The following is an 18,639-nucleotide window of genomic DNA, read 5'->3' as shown; positions in this document are numbered from 1 at the left end:
AATGGGATCATGAAAAACCGATTTACACTCCCTATCCTCACTACCGTGTTAGTGGTTACATCTGCATATGCAGATGATATGTCGCTTCTCTCATCGGAAAAGCAGCGTATGTATGAACAGCAACAGCAGCAAATTGATTCTGGATACGAAAAGCTCCGTTACGACTGGCTCTCTCCCATCAATTTGAAAGCCTCAAGTACGTACGAAAAGTCGGCATCAACGTCGATTCACGATACCCGGCAAAATGTCTCTGCCGGTATTGCGCAAGACATCTTCCGTTCAGGAGGAATAACCTATTCGATTGATTATGCAGAAAGTAAAAAAGATGCCGATACGATCAGTATGCATAAAGATATTGCCGGAGTCAATCAGCAACTGATCACCAATGTGCTGAATTTCCGGAAAAATACTCTGTTACTCGAACAAAGCGAGCTCAAACTCAAAAACGGCAAGATCGAAATTTTTCTCAAACGAAAGCAATATGAAGCGGGAGATATCGACATCACATTGCTCAATAATGCCTTGATGAACCAAAGCAGTGAACTCAAAAATAATACAGCTATCCGATTTACCCTTTCCCAATTGCGTCTCGAAATCCTGAAACTGAGCGACCGGCCTATCGAGAGTATTCAGTTGCCGACCTTTAGCCTTATTCAAAAAAACGATTTTTTGGATGAAGGTTGGGATTTTCGTTATGCACAGGCTCAAAGCCGAAGCAGCGCTCAGCAATACGGTCAGATAAAAACTTCTTATCTCCCAAAACTGACCCTCTCTGCCGATACCGGATTACAACGCCTTAATTCGCATGATCTCCCATCAGCGGATTATAGCGGCGGTTTTTACGATATGGGATTACAGTTATCGATGCCGCTGACATATAATGCATCCGCCGCTACCCAAGAAGCACAAAGCCTTTATCTCAAACAGCAAGCAGAAGCGGCAGATATCAAACGACAAATGGCGGGACAATACGAACAGGCGATTGAACATATATCGAGCTATCAACGTGTTATTGCCATCACCAAAGATAATCTCACCTCTTACGGAGAATTGATCAATGCAACCAAAGCGGCTGTCGATGCCGGATACAAAGCAGGCTATGATTTGCAAACGATCCAAAACACCAAAGCCATTGAAGAACTCGAAATCAGCATCAATGAAATCAATATTCAAATCGAATTGGCGACTCTTTATACCATGACACGACATTCTCAGGAGCTACAGTTATGAGCAACAATTCTGCTACTATCGAAAAAACACTCGGACTTGGAGAAAATCCGGCTCCTAAGAAATGGAAAAAAATCTTTATCGTCCTTTTTATACTCCTTGCTATTGCTGCAGCAGTACTCTATGGAATTAAGAAAAATAAAAAAGATGAAGTTTCCTATATTACCGTCGCGTATAAAACTCAAGATCTCACTACGACCGTTTCTGCCACCGGTAATTTAGAGCCGACAAACACCGTTGATGTCGGGATTGAAGTTTCCGGAACCATTAGTGAGGTACTCGTAGACTACAATGACCGTGTACATGTCAATCAACCGATGGCGAGGCTGGATACCACCAAACTGATGGCGGTTGAAACCAGTTCTAAATCCAATTGGATGAAATTTCAAGCCAATGAACAAAGTGCTAAAGCCACGTTGGATAATGCAGTGATCGAAAACGATCGGGTGCAAAAAATGTATGCATCCACACAGGGAAATTACCCTTCACGCAAAGATATGCAATCGGCATTAACAGCTCTCGAACAGGCCAAAGCAGGACTTGCAGCTGCTAAAGCACAGGTTGCCCAATCGTTGGCTCAACTCAAAACCGATCAAGATAATCTCAAAAAAGCGGTGGTCGTCTCTCCGATAGAAGGGATTGTCCTCAGCCGAAAAGTAGAACCGGGGCAAACAGTCGTCGCATCGATGCAGACTCCGGTCTTGTTTACGCTTGCTGAAGACCTTACAAAGATGAAAGCGATTGTCAGTGTTGACGAAGCCGACATCGGCGGAGTTAAAGAGAATCAGGAGGTGCAGTTTAGTGTCGATGCCTATCCTAACCGAGTGTTCGAAGGTAAAATCACTCAGCTTCGCATGAACTCAGAAATCGTCAACGGTGTCGTTACCTATGAAGCGGTCGTAGAAGTACAAAACAATGATCTTCTTTTACGTCCGGGAATGACTGCCAATGCATCCATTATTACCGGCTTATATAAAAATGTTCCGGTAGTCCCGAATGCGGCATTACGTTTTACTCCTCCGATTACTAAGAAAGATGATAAGAAAAAACATGCTACTAATGGAGAAGATAAAGGGAACTATGTTTGGATATTGAAAAACAAAACTCCCGTAAAAACCAAAGTCGTTATCGGACAATCCAATGGAATCATGAGTATCGTCAAAAGTTCATCGTTAAAAATCGGAGATCAAATAATCACCGGAGTTGAAGAATAACCATGACACATTCCGATACTCCGGTCATAGAACTTAGAGATACCAAAAAATATTACGGCACAGGAGATGCCACCGCCTATGCTCTGCGTGGAGTCAATCTGAAAATATATCAAGGGGAATTTGTAGCAATCATGGGTCCCAGCGGATCAGGAAAATCGACTGCAATGAACATTATCGGATGTCTCGATACTCCGAGTGAGGGTCAATATCTTTTTGAAGGGATAGACGTCGGTTCCCTCAGCCGTGATCAGAGGGCGATATTGCGACGCAACTACATCGGATTCATCTTTCAAGGTTTCAACTTACTGGGTAAAACGTCCGCCATTGAAAATGTGGAACTCCCGCTTCTCTATCGGGGAGTCTCTGCGTCAGAACGCCATAAAACGGGTATGGAGGCACTCCGCAGTGTCGGGCTTGAAAAAGTGGCTCATCATACTCCCGGAGAACTCTCGGGCGGACAGCAGCAGCGTGTAGCCATAGCCCGCGCCATTGTTACCAATCCTTTGGTATTGCTTGCAGATGAACCGACCGGTAATCTCGATACTGCTAAAAGTGTTGAAGTCATGGAGCTTCTGCGCTCTTTTAACCGCGATCATGGAATTACCGTCATTATGGTCACCCATGAAAGTGACATGGCCGCCTATGCAACCCGGACAATCCACTTTCGAGACGGGGTTATCGATCAAATCGAGCATGAGGTTTCACCATGATCTGGAATGCCTTCATATTAGCATTGCGTGAAATTCGCCGCAGCGTAATGCGCTCAGTCCTAACAACACTGGGTATCGTTATCGGTGTCGCATCCGTCATTGCCATGGTCATGTTGGGAGATGCTACGACAGCCTACGTCACCAACAGCATTTCCAAACTCGGCAGCAACATGCTCATAATCCGTCCCGGACAAGACCGTCACGGTCCGGGTGGCGGAGATGCTACGGCTAAACGATTTACCCATGATGACGTTACGGCAATTTCTCGTGAAATCGGAGGGCTCAAAGGGGTAGCTCCCGTCTCCTCGAAAGGGATGCAGGTCGTGTATGGAAATCAAAACTATTCCACCTCCATCGACGGAAGTAATAACGACTATTTTACTGTAAAAGATTGGACGTTTGAAGCGGGACGAAACTTCACTGCCGCCGAACTTCAGGGGGGAAAAGCCGTTTGTGTGATCGGAGAAACAATCCGTAAAGAGCTTTTCGGTGATCAAAATCCTCTGGATGCTTCGATCCGGCTCGAAAACTTTTCATGTCAGGTTGTCGGGCTGCTACATCCCAAAGGAGCGTCCATGTTCGGATCGGATCAAGATGATCTCATCGTCGTCCCGATTCGAATGTTTCAACGACGTATCAGCGGTAATCAGGAAATCGCGACCATTATGCTGTCGGCAAAAAACGCTTCCGGAGTTGAAAATATTAAAAACGGTGTTACGGCCCTAATACGAGAACGCCGTCACATACATCTAGGGGATGAAGATGATTTCAATGTCCGAGATCTCCGCGAAGTCGTTCAAACCCTCTCTTCAACCACCAAAATGCTCACGTTATTGCTGGGTGCTGTCGCTGCCATCAGTCTGCTGGTCGGAGGAATCGGGATCATGAATATTATGCTCGTTTCCGTCACTGAGCGGACGCGTGAAATCGGTATCCGGCTCGCAATCGGTGCATTAGAGAATGAAGTGTTGCTTCAATTTTTGGTCGAAGCGGTTGTACTCTCTTCGCTAGGTGGGATCATCGGTATGGTGTTGGGAATCGGCATCGGAGTCGGTATCAATCTCTATTTTGATCTGCCGTTTGTATTCAACACCTCAATCGTCCTTATCGCTTTTTTCTTTTCAACCGTTGTCGGAATCGTATTCGGCTATTTTCCGGCACAAAAAGCGGCGCGACTCAATCCGATCGATGCTTTACGCCATGAGTAATTTGCCGATATTGTACTATACAGTCCAAAAGGAGCATTTATGCAAATTGGAACTACACCATCATCCATTAATCCCTATACACAAAGTGGCGTGGCACTGAATGAAACAAACAGCCAAGACTTTAAAGATAAAGTAAAAAGCGGCGAAATATCGGCAAAAGCACTTTCTCAGGCTTACCTTGTCCAATTCAGCCAAACCGTAGAAACGTATTCTACCGGGAATTTGGAGGCACAAAGTGCCCCGTTTGATCTGACAAAAATTAAAGACATATTGAAATCTATTGATTACAATGCAATCGGATATACCGGTAAGGCCATCACGGATATGACACCGGATGAAGCCAAAGCATTGGTGAGCGAAGATGGATATTTCGGTGTCTCGCAAACCTCTGCACGACTCAGCGATTTTGTCTTGAATGGCGCAGGTGACGATCTTGAAAAGCTCAAAGCCGGACGAGAAGGGATTATAAACGGGTTTAATGAAGCTGAAAAAATGTGGGGAGGAAAACTCCCCGATATCTCTTACGAAACACTGGGTAAAGCTCTGGCTAAAATCGATGAAAAAATCACCTCTCTAGGCGGAAACGTACTCGATACAACAGCGTAATTTTATTGTGCTGTACGGCAATGCGGGCATATTTTTGCCGCGAGAGGAATTTCCATCGCACATTCACCGCACACTTTAGTCGTCGGGGCAGCCGGTTCCGGTGCAGGTTCCGCTGCTTTGAGTTTATTATAGGCTTTCACCATCAAAAACATCACAAATCCTAAAATTGTAAATGAAATCGCGTCGTTTACAAAAAGCCCAAGCTTGATTGCAGGAGCACCTGCCGCATCCAAAGCCGATAATGATGGATACTCTTTACCGTCAAGTGCTATAAACAGCGATGAAAAATCAACACCGCCCATCAAAAGTCCGATCGGTGGCATAATTACATTGGTAACCAACGATTTTACAACCGTTGCAAATGCCGCACCAAAGATAAAGCCGACCGCCATATCGACAACATTTCCCGAAATAAGAAACTTTTTAAATTCACTGAGCATGAGAGACTCCCTTAAATATGATCCTTATACTATATCTTGAAAATGTTCGCGAATAGTTGAAAATACTCAATTTTAATCTCGATCATGACCATATCGGTGCTCATATCGCTCTCGGTGATGTCTTCGATGCTCATCACGATAATACCCTCTATCAACTCGTCTAGGCTCTTTACTGCTGCCGAGAGCTGCTCCGAGAGCACCCCCTACACCTCCGCCTATTATTGCACCGTCTTTACCCCCGGCAGATGAGCCTACTGCAGAACCTACACCTGCACCGAGCATACTTCCCAGTACCGCATTACCGTCAATTTGTCCGGCATTCGCACCCACGCTTATGAATAATGCAGCGATAAAAGAGACTAATGTTTTGTTCGACATTTTAATTCCTTACTTTTTGTCAGAATAGTATCGTTGAAAGTATTAACGCATAAATAACGGACTCCCTTTAAGTGCCATATCTCATAATGATTATTTTTTAATCAGTAAACTGATTGTTTTATATTTTTATAGTGCTAAAATTATTTCGGATAAAAAAATCTTCAATGGAGTGGATATGAAATTCGGTGAATTAAAAAAAGAGGGACACTGGCCGTCACTGCTGGCAGCCTTTTTGTATTTTGACTTTAGTTTTATGATGTGGACGATGCTTGGTCCATTGGCGACAGAAATTAATGAGACGCTTAGTGCCGCAGGCAATGCCCTCAATGATTCTCAGATTGCAACGCTGCTTGCGCTTCCTATATTATCAGGAGCATTGCTTCGGATTTTACTCGGGTTCTTCGTGGATAAGTTCGGACCGAAAAAGACGGCTCTCGGAGCTCAACTGATCGTCATTTTGACCCTCTTTTTTGCATTTGTTCAATCGGATGCGATTACCTATAATCAATTACTCATGGTTGCTCTCGGTCTCGGATTCGGCGGTGCGTCGTTTGCCGTTGCGTTGCCGCAGGCGGGACAATGGTATCCTCCCCGTCTGCAAGGGGTCGTTTTGGGTATTGCCGGTGCTGGAAATATCGGTGTCGTCATTGACTTTTTGTTTGCACCGAAAATCGCGCAAGTATGGGGATGGCCGTCGGTCTTTCTCGTAGGCGGTGTACTCTCGAGTATTATTTTCATCGCCTATGTATTCTTGGCGAAAGATGCGCCTTCAAGCGTTTATAAACCGAATCCGAAAAAATTCAAAGACTATATGAAACTTCTTCGTGATAAAGATACTTGGTGGTTCAACCTCTTTTATGCCGTCTCATTCGGAGGATTTGTCGGATTTGCCAACTACATGAAAGTCTATCTGATGAACACCTATCAAAGCGATATGTCTGCCATCGGTCTGGACATCTTGAATGAAAATAATGTCAAAGTCATGGCAGGATATTTTGGAGCGCTTTGTATCTTTGCCGGTGCAGTGCTTCGTCCGGTCGGTGGAGCTATCGCCGATAAAATGGGAGGAATTAAATCGCTCTACGTATTTTATGGTAGCATTGTGATTCTATCCTTTATCACGGCATTGATCCATTTGCCGTTTTGGGCAGCGATTACCGTCATGTTTCTGATCATGGCCAATCTCGGGATGGCAAACGGTTCTGTATTCCAACTCGTTCCACAACGTTTCGGTAAAGATATCGGTATCATGACAGGACTCATCGGAGCTGCTGGCGGTTTGGGCGGTTCAGCCTTGATCAAAACATTCGGTTGGTCACAGGGGGCTTACGAGGGCTACGCTGCCGGTTTCCTGATCTTTGCCGGATTTGTTATGCTGGCGATATCGGGGATCTCTTTGGTCAAAACCCGATGGAGAACAACCTGGGGTGCAACTGCAGGTGCTCGAATTTAATTCATTGGTTCTACGGTGCCTATGCGCCGTATGACTAAAAATGACTTTTGCAAATTGAAAAAAGATTGGCAAATGTGATTTTTAATCGATAAAATCTACTTTAATTTGGACTTTTAGTATGCTGCAACTGCAATCGAGTGAACATATTCTCCCTAAAGACGGTTCTACCGGAGATGACGCATGTGCCTATACCATCATCGATAATTCAATTTTCGTATCCGTTTTATGCGACGGTGTCGGAAGTGCCAAACGTGGTGGTACTGCAGCGAGACAAACGGTAAAATTTTTCATTGATCAATTCAAATCCCGCCCAAAAGCATGGGATATCCCAAAAATCATGGAAGTGTTTACCCGTCATATCAACGGCCTTCTCTTCAAAGAATCGATTGCACAATACGGACAAATCGAGCTGTTAACAACCCTCTGTCTCGCCGTAATCGAAGGCGAGACCCTCTATACTCTCAATCTTGGAGATTCCCGTATCTATCTCCTGAAACCGGAGGGGGAGTTTCATCGCCTCAGTACCGATCATACGATGGATGATGAGTATATGTCTCACGTCCTGACCCAAGCCTGCGGAATGAGCGAAAACATCGACTTGCACGTCCTCTCTACCCCTATAGCCATCGGAGATACTCTGGTTTTATGCAGTGACGGTGTCTACAATCTGATCGATGAAAAAAGTTTCAGTGATCTGGTTCATCAAGGTCTCGGTGCCGGTACCATTATCAATCATGCTTCACAAAACGGCAAACTGCACGACCGGGATGATATGAGTCTGCAAATTTTTCGGATCGAAGGACTTGATCCGCTTCATGCCATTAAAAACATCCCGTTACTGATCCCGGAATCACTCTATGAAGGTGACGTTATCGATGGATATACCCTCGTATCACCGATGATGGAACATCGGCGTATCTGGAAAGTTTCTAAAAATGGACAACTCTTTGTGATGAAATTTCCGATGCGTGCCGACGATGAACAGGCATTGGATGAATTTGTCCGTGAAGCATGGACGGCAAAACAGATTTCACATAAAGCATTCGGACATGCGTGGGTTCCGGAAGATCGCAGTATGCGCTATTACATGATGGATCTTGTTGAAGGGATCAATTTAAACGAGTACGTAAAAAATCGACCTTTATCAGTCGATAATGCGATTGAATTGGGGAAATTTCTCCACCGTGCAGAAGCTCATTTGCTACATTTAGGTCTGGTTCACGGAGATATCAAACCCGAAAATATTCTCGTAAATAAAAAGGAGGGTGAAGCCGGAGTCAATTTTAAAATGGTCGATTTTGGCTCCATCGTCGAGATATTTTCAACCAATTCACGTGCAGGAACGCCATCTTATCTGGCACCGGAGCGCTTCACCGGAAGCATCATCAACGAATCGACCGAAATCTTTTCGATCGGTGTTACCCTCTACTGGGCATTGAGCGGAAAACTCCCTTACGGAGAGATCGAACCGTTCCAAACTCCGACGTTTAAACCCGCCAAACGTCCGGTCAAACTCAACAGTAATATCCCCCTTTGGCTTGATTCCATTATCATGCGTGCCATTGCCATCAGACCCGATCAGCGCTATGGACATTATTCCGAATTTTTTTATGAGCTTAAGGCACCTGAGAAAGTCAAACCGTTTTACAACAATGAGACACCGCTTATCGAACGTTCTCCTGTCATGTTTTATAAAATCGGATTTTTTATCCTCCTTGCATTGGAAACAATAACTTTCATACTGTACGTATCAAAATAATTATTAGTTTTTTCTACAGACAGGTTTTTCAAAAACGGTGCTATAATAGTCCATAATACGAAAATGTGACAAAAGGGTATAGAGTAATGGGGATTTTTTCATATCGGGCAAAAGGGTGGAGTGCAGGGATTTTTATCTTCCTCATTAGCACCATTTTATCGATAGCAATCATTTGGAAAATTGAAGATATCCGTTTTCAACAAAAGCGGGCCATTGCAAAAGAAATAGCCATAGCAAATGCAAATCAGCTTGATAGGATAATTGACCGCAGACTTGCTTTGACATACCCTTTTTCAGCCATGATTCAACAAATGGGAAGTGTTCCAAATTTCAAATTGGTCTGTGAAGAGTTGCTTACTAGCTATCCTCTTGTCTCAGAAATTGCCCTTGCACCGAATGGAATTATTTCGCAAGTCGCCCCTCTCTCAGGAAATGAAAAAGCGATAGGCTTCAACTTATTAACAGATCCGAAACAGCAAAATGAAGCCCTCATCGCACTAAAAACAGGCAAGATAACACTAGCAGGGCCTCTCGATCTTGTTCAAGGGGGGAAAAGGCTTGTCGGAAGACTGCCCGTTTATACAGGCAAAGAAAAAAAGTTTTGGGGATTTGTCCTCATCGCCATCCGATTTCCGGATATTCTTGAATTAACCGTTTTACAAAGAGAAGGGTATGAGTACGTTCTCACCCGAATTCATCCGCAAACGCGTGAGCTTGAAGTTATTGCCCACTCCAAAACAGGAACATTTGAGAACCCTATAGAAGCCATCATCAATGTTCCAAATGCCCAATGGAAACTTTCTATTGCGCCTACGAACGGATGGTACAATAAATGGGTGATCGCCATTGAAGCCGCATTAGGGGCTCTTATCTCTCTTCTCTTCGGTTACATTGCAAAACAATACACCGAACTGAAAAGTTATCGACATTACCTCGAAGAACGGGTAAAAGAGCGTACATTAGAAATTATAAAAACCAAAAATCAGCTCCATACCCTGCTGAATACTATCCCTGATCTCATATGGTTAAAAGACATCAATGGCATTTACTTACTCTGCAATCCAATGTTTGAACGCTTTTTCGGGGCAAAAGAGGATGAGATTGTCGGCAAAAGCGATTACGATTTCGTCGATGAGGAATTGGCGGATTTCTTCCGCCTGAAAGACCGTTTGGCGATGGAAAAAAATGGTATGAGTCTCAATGAAGAGTGGGTTACTTTTGCCGATGACGGCCATCGTGCATTGCTCGAAACCATTAAAACTCCGATGCATGACGAAACAGGAACGCTCATCGGAATTCTGGGAATAGCTCGGGATATTACTATCCACCATAAGCATGAAATGCGTATTCAACAGCTCTCGCATTTATATGGAGCGCTCAGCCATTGCAATAAAACCATTGTACGTGCCGAAACTCCGGAAGAACTTTTCAGTGAAGTGTGTAAAGGGATCGTTTCAGATAACGGTATCGTCATGGCATGGATCGGTCTAATAGATCCAAACGGTGAGTATGTCCGGGTAGCCGCTTCCTATGGTGATATCCATCATTATCTTGAGGGTATTGAAATTTCCATTCGCTCTGATGCTCCATCGGGCAGAGGTCCTACAGGGACTGCTATGCGTGAAAATCGCCCTTATTGGTGTCAGGATTTTCTTAATGACCCTGCCTCCGAACCGTGGCATGAGCGCGGCGCTACAGCCGGTTGGAAGGGTTCCGCTGCATTACCGATTCATCTCAACGGCAAAGTAATAGGAGCATTTACCGTTTATGCGGATAAATCCGATGCTTTTGATCAATCCAGTCAGGAACTGCTCACCGAAATGGCGATGGATATTGGCTTTGCAATGGAAAATTTCGATCGTGAGGCCAAACGGCAAAAAGCAAATTCTGATTTGATCAAAACAGAAAAACTTCTCGAAGAGATGAGTTCCGCCGCCCATATCGGAGGATGGAAAATCAACCTCAAAGATGGAGTCGGTATCTGGACAAAAGAGGCATCGCTTATTTATGACTTAGATCCTTCCGAAGAAGTTACATTAGCAACAGGGCTGAGTATTTTTCATGGACCATGGCTTGAAAAAGCACAAACTGCACTGGATACAATCATCCGAGACGGAGTTTCACACGATCTGGAGCTCCAAATGACAACCCACAAAGGAAATCAAAAATGGGTTAGAATGATTGGATCGCCTATCCGTGAAAATGGAAAAATAACGCAAATACAGGGTTCCGTCCAAGATATCACAGTTCAGAAATTAGCTGAAGAAAAAGTGCAATGGCTGGCTCATTATGACTCTCTCACCGAACTGCCGAACCGTGCTCTACTCAATGATCGTGTGAAATATGCCATCAGTATTGCTCATCGTGCAAAAGAATCTGTGGCTCTGCTCTTTTTGGATTTAGACCATTTTAAAAATATTAATGACTCTCTGGGGCATTCTATCGGTGATGATTTGCTCGTTCAGGTCTCAAAACGTATGCAGTCCATTGTACGTGATGAAGATACCTTATCCAGACAAGGAGGCGATGAGTTTGTTATTTTGCTTCCCGGCACCGATGCTGACGGAGCGGCGCACGTTGCTGAAAAAATCATTGATGTTATATCGCAGCCGTATCATATTCAGCACCATGAGCTTACCATTACCCCCTCTATAGGGATATCCCTCTATCCCATCGACGGAGACAATACAGAAGCATTGTTTCAGTCTGCCGATGCCGCAATGTATCGTGCCAAACACGATGGACGAAATTGCTACCGATTTGTCACACCGGAAATTCAGGCACGATCTGCTCGTAACCTTGAACTCGAGAATGCCCTTCGGCATGCGATTAAACGTGATGAACTCGAAGTCTATTATCAGCCGCAAATATTGATAGAGACAGGAGAAATTATTGGTGCAGAGGCTCTTTTACGCTGGAATCATCCGATACACGGAATGATCTCACCCGTAGAATTTATACCGATTGCCGAAGAGAGCGGACAAATCGTCATGATCGGGGAATGGGTTCTTCGACGTGCGCTCGGACAACTAAAAGCATGGATATCAGAAGGGATTGAACCTTTTTTGATGGCCGTCAATCTCTCCGCCATTCAGTTCCGTCATCCTCAGCTCGTCTCATTGATTTTAAGTATCCTTGACGAATTGCAGCTGCCTGCTCATTATCTTGAACTCGAACTGACAGAGGGAATTGCCATGGAAAATCCGCTTCATGCTATCGAGTTGATGAATGAACTGGACAGTTATGGAATACGGATGTCTATCGATGATTTCGGAACCGGATTCTCTTCCCTCAATTATCTCAAAAAATTTCGGGTCTATAAACTCAAAATCGATCAATCTTTTATTCGTGATATTACCGAAAATTCAGAAGACAAAAGCATTGTGCAAACCATCATTAATATGGCACACAGCCTCAATATGATTACGATAGCCGAAGGGGTCGAAACTGCTGAACAGCTCGCACTTCTCAGTGAAAACGGCTGTAAAGAAGTACAGGGATATTATTTTAGCAAACCCCTTCCGGCACAGGAGTTTAAAGAATATGTACTAAATCTGACGCTGCCGTAATCTTATTTTTCCAATATATAGAGATTATTGCTCGGATGGCAGGCAGCGACAAACCGCTCTTTCAGTTCGCGGTCAAACGTCATCAAATAAACATTTGTATTCTGCAGTGACAGTTTTTGAAAGTGCCCCAGCAAAATATCATCCGCTACATTTTTACCGTGATCGCACTTGGTGAAATTAAACGACTGAAGCGTCTTTTTATAGTCGTACAGATCCGCTTCCCATTGGCTTTTATACAGATACAACGAATCGGGATTGGCCGCAACATATATACGGTTGTCTGGAATATCGAATTTCTCGATGACGTCATTAAACAATGAACCGATATTCGAAAAATTTTCAATATCCCAGAACAGATAATCCCCGCGATTTTTGGTTGCTTTTGCTTTGTTGATTAGAGTAAGACGTTTGGAAATATTGTAGTGGTTGTGGGCGATATCGTTGATCAGTTCGATCTTGTTTTTGAGCTTTTCAGCATCAATAGTATCGAACTTCAACACTTTTCCAAGGGCGATATAGAGATCGATATCGGCGAGTTCCTGTCTCGCTCCCCCTTTTTGGTAACTCTCCAGTGCTTTGAGTTTGTATTGAGGGAAAATAATCCCGATTTCCATCGATTTCCCTGCTCCGAAAGCATTTCTAACTTTGGATAAAACGCGTTTTGCCTCATCATTTTCTTCGATTTCAATGGAGCCGTAATATTTCTGATTGATAATAATTTTTTGCATGATTCGCATTTTACTGAACACAACTTAGTTCTCTCTTCGATATTATTCCTATCTTCTACCCAAAATTTCTTTTTATATGTCACAATTACTTTCCAAAACAGTTTAAAGGTTTTTAATGCTCTCTTCCGCTTGTCAAGATACGATTCGAGCTGCCGTATGGCTCTCAACCAAACCGGCAGGAGAATTCCATCGGATACAAGTGATCAGTGACGCACTCGATCTCCCCTTCCCTTTTTTGGCGAAATCGCTTCAGAAGCTGGTCCATGCAAATATCTTGATCTCTCAACGTGGAGCGACAGGCGGGGTCACTCTCGCACGTGAGGCTTCGGAGATTACACTTCTATCTATTATTGAAGCGGTAGACGGAACCACTTTTTTTGATGCCTGCGTTTTAGGGATCGGAGATTGTGAAGCGGAAAAACCGTGCGCGCTGCATGCTCAATGGGATATATGGAGACAAGAGATGTTGGAGATGTATTCTGCAATGCGGCTGAGTGACATTACGGATGATGTCACTTTACGAAAAGTAAAACGAATTTAGAAATGATTATTTTTTAAACACATAAGTGATTTTATTTCAGACTTTTTACTCTACAATTATTTCAGATAAAAAAGTCTTAATAAGGTCCCTCTATGAAAAAACTCTCATTATCAGCTGTAGCTGTATTAACCTTGTTGCCGAATGTACTGAGTGCAGACGGTTTTACCCTCTTTAGTGATGCAAAGTTTAACGGAGAGATTCGTCCCCGTTATGAAAATGTTTCGGTAGAAGATTCCGCTAAAAAAGATGCAAATGCTTTCACAGTGCGTGCAACTCTCGGGGTGGAAGCCAAACTGCTCGGCATTGACGGCTTAAGCATGAAACTAGACGGGACAACCGTACAAAGTATCGGAGCCGAAAACTATAACAGCTCAACAAACGGACAAACTGGATACGAACTCGTTAAAGATCCGGAAACCACCCGTTTTTCACAAGCGTATTTGCAATACACCTTGGGAAAAACAACGGCTAAAGTAGGACGTCAGATTGTAAATTTGGATAATCAGCGTTTTATTGGTTCGGTTGACTGGAGACAGATGATGCAAAGTTTTGATGCAGCGGTTGTCAGTAATACGAGTATCAATAATCTAACGTTGATCGGCGGCTACGTGTGGGGGATCAAAGGGATTTCAAATCTCCCTTCCAGCGACACCGATTCCATTCTATTAAACGGTTCGTATAAAGTGAACAATCTCATCAAAATCACTGCGTACGAATATATGCTCTCTTCACTCCATGACACGATCGGACTTTCTCTCACCGGAAATATACCGGTATCGATTGCAAAAATCGATTATCGTGCAGAGTACGCATCGCAAGGTGATGCGTCACGTGACACTACGGGAGGCGTGATAAATGCAAAAGCCGATGCTTATTATTACAATCTCGATGCCCTTGCCAATATCAGCGGAATACTTGCAGGTGTGGGATATGAGTTTTTGAGCGGACATACTGCAGGCGACGATAAAACGGCATTCAGCACACCATTGGCTACAGGGCATAAATTCAACGGATGGGCGGATAAATTTCTCTCTACCCCTATCGGCGGTTTATGCGATACAAGTGCAACAGTAGGATACACGTCCAAGGGGTTGGGGAAAACGATGGTGGTTTATCATGATTTTAAAACGGATGTAGCCATTGCAGGAAAAAGCGATCTTGGAAGAGAATGGGATCTGCTTTATACCAATGCAATCCCGGGAATAAAAGGACTTAGCGGCCTTGCAAAAGCCGCATATTATCAAGGCGGAGACGTCGCAACCTATACCAAAGACGTGAATAAAATCTGGTTGCAGCTCGATTATAAATTTTAGTCGCTCACCCCTCGCGGGTGAATTTTGTTAGCTCTTCAACCGAGAAAAAAACTCCCGACATATCCCAATGATTTTCTCTTGTCGGCTCTTGCCGACCGGTTCGTTTTGACGAATAAGATGTACTTTGTCAATCAGTTCATGAATTCCTTCCGGGATTACCGAAGTCAAATACTTCCTAAGAGCCGAACTCACCGCAGGCGCACGTCCAGATGTATTGATGCCCACGCACAAATCCCCCTCGACAATCAATGCCGGAAAAATGAAACTGCACATAGCAGGGGAATCGACGCAATTGACAGGGATTTTAGCTTCCATACACGTTTCATAAATCTTTTCCTGTTCATCAATATCATCTAAAGCCCCAATGACCAAAAAACGTCCTTCTAAATCGTTCAGTTCGTACGTTCGCTCTGCAATATCAATCGAATAGCTGTTTGAAAGTGCCCGAATCTCGTCATGGATAAAAGGGGCAATGACCGTTAATTTCGGAGAAAACTTCACCAATTGCTCGATTTTTCGTAACGCAACCTCGCCTCCCCCTATTACCAAACAATTTTGATCTTTTAAATCAACGAACATCGGAAACAGTGCCATTTTTTGATCCTTTAAATTAAGACAATGTATTGATTAAAAAATAATCATAAATTTGTTTTACTTATCGATATTTTACACTATTATTTTTACAGATAAAAAAGTCTGAATAAGGACTTCAAGGAAAATAGTATGAACGGAAAACTTTATTTGATCGGATGCGGTCCCGGTGACGCAGATTTATTAACCTTTAAAGCTCTCAAAACGATTAACAAACTGGATGTTGCACTCATTGATCATCTTCTCACCCAAGAGATCATTGATCTGATTCCATCTCAAACCAAAGTCGTCTTTGTTGGAAAAGAGAAAGGAAAACACAGTTTCCCGCAGGAGCAGATCAACACCATGATCGCTGAATACGCTCATCAGGGATACACTGTAGGCCGTCTAAAATGCGGCGATCCCTACATCTTCGGACGCGGAACCGAAGAGGCTATTTACGCAATGTCCAACGGTATTGAGACAGAAGTGATCCCCGGAATCTCATCCGCCCTCTCAGGTCCGCTCTCTGTAGGAATCGCTCCGACTGCACGCGGTGTCAGCACAGGTGTCTCGGTTGTGTCCGCACACCTCTCCGGTGATCGGGTCAACCTCTCATGGATTCCGATGCTCGGGGTCAGTGACCATACTACCGTGGTACTTATGGGCCTCAGCCGTATACGCCAAATCGTCAAAGAAGCACTGGAACAGGGAATCAATCCCCATCTTCCGGTCGCTATCGTTTCCAATGCCACAACTGCCATCCAAAGTTCCATTATAACGACACTCAGTGAACTTGTTGCAACCGCCAAGGGAGTACCGAAACCGGCAATACTCGTCTTCGGAGAAGTGGTTAATCTCTCTCAGGTACTTCCAAAATACCGTTATGAATCGAAGGAGGTATCGTATGACATCGCTAATGCAGGCTAACGAAGCGCGCAGTGCCAAACGCCACAAAACCGAATCGATCAAGGATGCCTTTAACGCTGCCGAAGCATGGGAACGTCTGATAGGCTATTCAAAAAACGGTTATGCTTCGATCAGTGAGGAGGATAAAGATTTCGTCCTCAAAAGTTTCGGTATTTTCGACCGTCCCGCCACACCAGAGCGTTTTATGCTCCGCGTACGGATTGCCGGAGGCGCTTTGAGTGTCGAACAGGCTATGGCGGTCGCTTATGTAGCCAAAACATTCGGTCAGGACTATATTGATCTCACAACCCGTCAGCAGATCGAGCTAAGATATCTTCGGATCGAAGATATCCCTGAAGCTTACAAACGTTTAGAAGAAGTCGGCCTCACTGCCTATCAAACCGGAGTCGATAATTTCCGTAATATACTCATCGATCCGCTCGATGGCTTGGCTATGGACAATATTATCTCCTGCCGTAGTATTTTGGAAGACATTCAATCGATCTTTTTAAAAAATCCGGACTGGATCACCACCCTCCCCCGAAAATTCAATATTGGAATCAACGGATCACTCTCTAACCGATGCAATATTTTCGGACAAGACTTTGCCCTCTCTCTTGCACAAAAAGATGGGATATACGGGTTTAACCTCTATCTGGGCGGACGCGTCGGATCGTTGGCTCACAACGCCGATATGTTTGTTTTGCCCAATGAAGCGGTCAAGATTTTCGAAGCGGTGGCAACCCTCTTTAAAACCTACGGTTTCCGTGATAACCGCAATAAAAACCGTCTGAAATTTCTTATCGAAGCGGTCGGAATGGAGGAGTTTCGATCAGCAATCGAAGAGTATCTTGGACATTCCATGCCAAAAGCGGGAGAGTCCCTATCGGCATTGGAGGGGGGAGACCATTACGGAAAAATAGCCCTTAATGACGGCTCCTTTGCACTCTATTCCGCTGTTCCCTCAGGTGTTTTCAGCGGCACCGATCTTCATCATGCATCTGAAATCGCCCAATCACAAAACGGAGAAATTCGTCTCACGATTGAACAAAACCTGATCATCACAGGTATCCGCGATGAAGAGGGCGCACTGCAATCACCGCTGTTTGTCAAATATCCGAACCGTCCCTCACCCTATATGGCAAACCTCATCGCATGTGCGGGGAGCGAGCATTGCCCTTTCGGTGTTATACCTGGCAAACCCGATGCCATTGCCATGAGCGAGTATCTCACCCGCACCGTCCCGATGGAAGATGCCAAAATACGACTCTATTGGTCAGCCTGTGTCAAAGGCTGCGGTGTTCATGGAGCGGGAGATTTGGGATTTGTCGGGTGTAAAGTCCCGAGAAACGGCAAAACGGTTTTGGGAGTCGATATTTTCATCGGCGGAAGTTTGAGTGGTGAGGGTGAAGAAGCCAAACTCTTTTTAAAAGGGATTGTTTTGGATGAAGCCCCGAAATATGTAGCTGAGTTTATGAAACTCTTCCAATATACCAGATTTGATTGTGAAAGTTTGGAGCAGTTTATCAAACGACTTCGCTACCACTATGAGATCAGCGAGATTGCCGATATCGTCCGCCATAACTATGCGATGGTATATGAAGGTGAATCTGATTTTCAGAGTTTGGATCGGATTGGCAAATGAATAAGTCAACCGACACAGGGTGTCCGTTTTGCGGAACGGGATGCGCACTCAGTGTCGAGTGCAGCGAAAACGGATACAAAGTCAAAGGGGACAAAACCAATCCTTCCACCCAAGGCGATTTGTGTTTTAAACCGATTCAGATGGCAAAAGCACTCGATGCCCATCGCCTGACATCTCCGCTCTACCGTCCGGATAAAACAAAACCGTTTCAGGAAATATCGTGGGACGAAGCAACCACCCTCCTCGCCAAAAACATTTCCGATCTTCCCAAAGATGCCCTCTACTTTTACCTCTCAGGACAGCTTCTTACCGAAGAGAGCTATCTCTTTACAAAATTGATCAAAGGACATCTAGGAACCAACAACGTCG

At 44.3% G+C, this 18,639-nt stretch carries 17 protein-coding genes; 13 read left to right on the top strand and 4 right to left on the bottom strand.

The features are described 5' to 3' along the window. The first annotated feature begins 9 nt into the window (after positions 1-9). Genes PHP90_RS07790 through PHP90_RS07770 form a run of 5 tightly spaced genes read left to right on the top strand, consistent with a single transcriptional unit; the run spans position 10 to position 4,965 of the window. Complete coding sequence (locus PHP90_RS07790) at positions 10-1,230, top strand: TolC family protein (RefSeq protein WP_299927798.1); 1,221 nt, start codon at positions 10-12, stop codon at positions 1,228-1,230. Next, complete coding sequence (locus PHP90_RS07785) at positions 1,227-2,441, top strand: efflux RND transporter periplasmic adaptor subunit (protein ID WP_299927795.1); 1,215 nt, start codon at positions 1,227-1,229, stop codon at positions 2,439-2,441. The genes PHP90_RS07790 and PHP90_RS07785 overlap by 4 nt, the downstream gene beginning before the upstream one ends. Positions 2,442-2,443: 2 nt before the next feature. Beyond that, on the top strand, positions 2,444-3,151 hold the full coding sequence (locus PHP90_RS07780; RefSeq protein ID WP_299927792.1) for an ABC transporter ATP-binding protein: 708 nt from the start codon (positions 2,444-2,446) through the stop codon (positions 3,149-3,151). Next, on the top strand, positions 3,148-4,359 hold the full coding sequence (locus tag PHP90_RS07775; RefSeq protein ID WP_299927790.1) for an ABC transporter permease: 1,212 nt from the start codon (positions 3,148-3,150) through the stop codon (positions 4,357-4,359). The genes PHP90_RS07780 and PHP90_RS07775 overlap by 4 nt, the downstream gene beginning before the upstream one ends. 39 nt (positions 4,360-4,398) lie before the next feature. Beyond that, positions 4,399-4,965, top strand: a complete 567-nt coding sequence (locus tag PHP90_RS07770; protein WP_299927787.1) for a hydrogenase-4 component G — start codon at positions 4,399-4,401, stop codon at positions 4,963-4,965. A 2-nt stretch (positions 4,966-4,967) separates the two neighbouring features. On the opposite strand, the gene mscL is transcribed toward PHP90_RS07770, so the two are convergent. Together mscL and PHP90_RS07760 are read right to left on the bottom strand one after the other, a co-directional pair. Then, the gene (mscL, locus tag PHP90_RS07765; RefSeq protein WP_299927784.1) at positions 4,968-5,405 is read right to left on the bottom strand and encodes a large conductance mechanosensitive channel protein MscL; all 438 of its coding nucleotides are present in this window, start codon (positions 5,403-5,405) and stop codon (positions 4,968-4,970) included. A gap of 72 nt (positions 5,406-5,477) precedes the next feature. Continuing rightward, positions 5,478-5,783, bottom strand: coding sequence for a glycine zipper domain-containing protein (locus tag PHP90_RS07760; protein WP_299927781.1), 306 nt, complete (start codon positions 5,781-5,783; stop codon positions 5,478-5,480). Between the two features lie 175 nt (positions 5,784-5,958). Between PHP90_RS07760 and PHP90_RS07755 the strand changes: the two genes are divergently transcribed. The 3 genes from PHP90_RS07755 (at position 5,959) to PHP90_RS07745 (ending at position 12,564) form a co-directional block, all read left to right on the top strand. After that, a complete protein-coding gene (locus tag PHP90_RS07755; RefSeq protein WP_299927778.1) occupies positions 5,959-7,236 on the top strand; it encodes an MFS transporter in 1,278 nt (425 codons plus the stop codon). 118 nt (positions 7,237-7,354) lie between these two features. Beyond that, positions 7,355-8,995: a bifunctional protein-serine/threonine kinase/phosphatase gene (locus PHP90_RS07750; protein ID WP_299927775.1), complete on the top strand. Its 1,641-nt coding sequence runs from the start codon at positions 7,355-7,357 to the stop codon at positions 8,993-8,995. An 86-nt stretch (positions 8,996-9,081) separates the two neighbouring features. Continuing rightward, positions 9,082-12,564, top strand: a complete 3,483-nt coding sequence (locus tag PHP90_RS07745) for an EAL domain-containing protein (RefSeq protein ID WP_299927772.1) — start codon at positions 9,082-9,084, stop codon at positions 12,562-12,564. A 2-nt stretch (positions 12,565-12,566) separates the two neighbouring features. Here PHP90_RS07745 and PHP90_RS07740 read toward each other — a convergent pair whose 3' ends face one another. Next, complete coding sequence (locus tag PHP90_RS07740) at positions 12,567-13,292, bottom strand: hypothetical protein (protein WP_299927768.1); 726 nt, start codon at positions 13,290-13,292, stop codon at positions 12,567-12,569. Between the two features lie 115 nt (positions 13,293-13,407). Between PHP90_RS07740 and PHP90_RS07735 the strand changes: the two genes are divergently transcribed. Continuing rightward, entirely contained in the window at positions 13,408-13,833 is a 426-nt protein-coding gene (locus PHP90_RS07735; RefSeq protein ID WP_299927765.1) for an Rrf2 family transcriptional regulator, read from the top strand. A gap of 92 nt (positions 13,834-13,925) precedes the next feature. Then, the gene (locus PHP90_RS07730) at positions 13,926-15,146 is read left to right on the top strand and encodes an alginate export family protein (RefSeq protein ID WP_299927762.1); all 1,221 of its coding nucleotides are present in this window, start codon (positions 13,926-13,928) and stop codon (positions 15,144-15,146) included. A 27-nt stretch (positions 15,147-15,173) separates the two neighbouring features. Here PHP90_RS07730 and PHP90_RS07725 read toward each other — a convergent pair whose 3' ends face one another. Next, a complete protein-coding gene (locus PHP90_RS07725) occupies positions 15,174-15,740 on the bottom strand; it encodes a bifunctional precorrin-2 dehydrogenase/sirohydrochlorin ferrochelatase (RefSeq protein WP_299927759.1) in 567 nt (188 codons plus the stop codon). A 129-nt stretch (positions 15,741-15,869) separates the two neighbouring features. Between PHP90_RS07725 and cobA the strand changes: the two genes are divergently transcribed. From cobA to PHP90_RS07710, 3 genes are all read left to right on the top strand, one after another. Continuing rightward, on the top strand, positions 15,870-16,646 hold the full coding sequence (cobA, locus tag PHP90_RS07720) for a uroporphyrinogen-III C-methyltransferase (RefSeq protein ID WP_299927758.1): 777 nt from the start codon (positions 15,870-15,872) through the stop codon (positions 16,644-16,646). Beyond that, entirely contained in the window at positions 16,624-18,270 is a 1,647-nt protein-coding gene (locus PHP90_RS07715; RefSeq protein WP_299927756.1) for a ferredoxin--nitrite reductase, read from the top strand. The genes cobA and PHP90_RS07715 overlap by 23 nt, the downstream gene beginning before the upstream one ends. Continuing rightward, positions 18,267-18,639 (top strand): molybdopterin-dependent oxidoreductase (locus PHP90_RS07710; RefSeq protein ID WP_299927754.1); only part of this gene is annotated, 373 nt, incomplete at its 3' end. The genes PHP90_RS07715 and PHP90_RS07710, both read left to right, overlap by 4 nt.

The sequence above is a fragment of the Sulfuricurvum sp. genome (assembly GCF_028712165.1).
GTDB lineage: Bacteria > Campylobacterota > Campylobacteria > Campylobacterales > Sulfurimonadaceae > Sulfuricurvum.
Note: the sequence above shows the minus strand (reverse complement) of the source record. Positions and strands in the feature narration are given on the sequence as shown.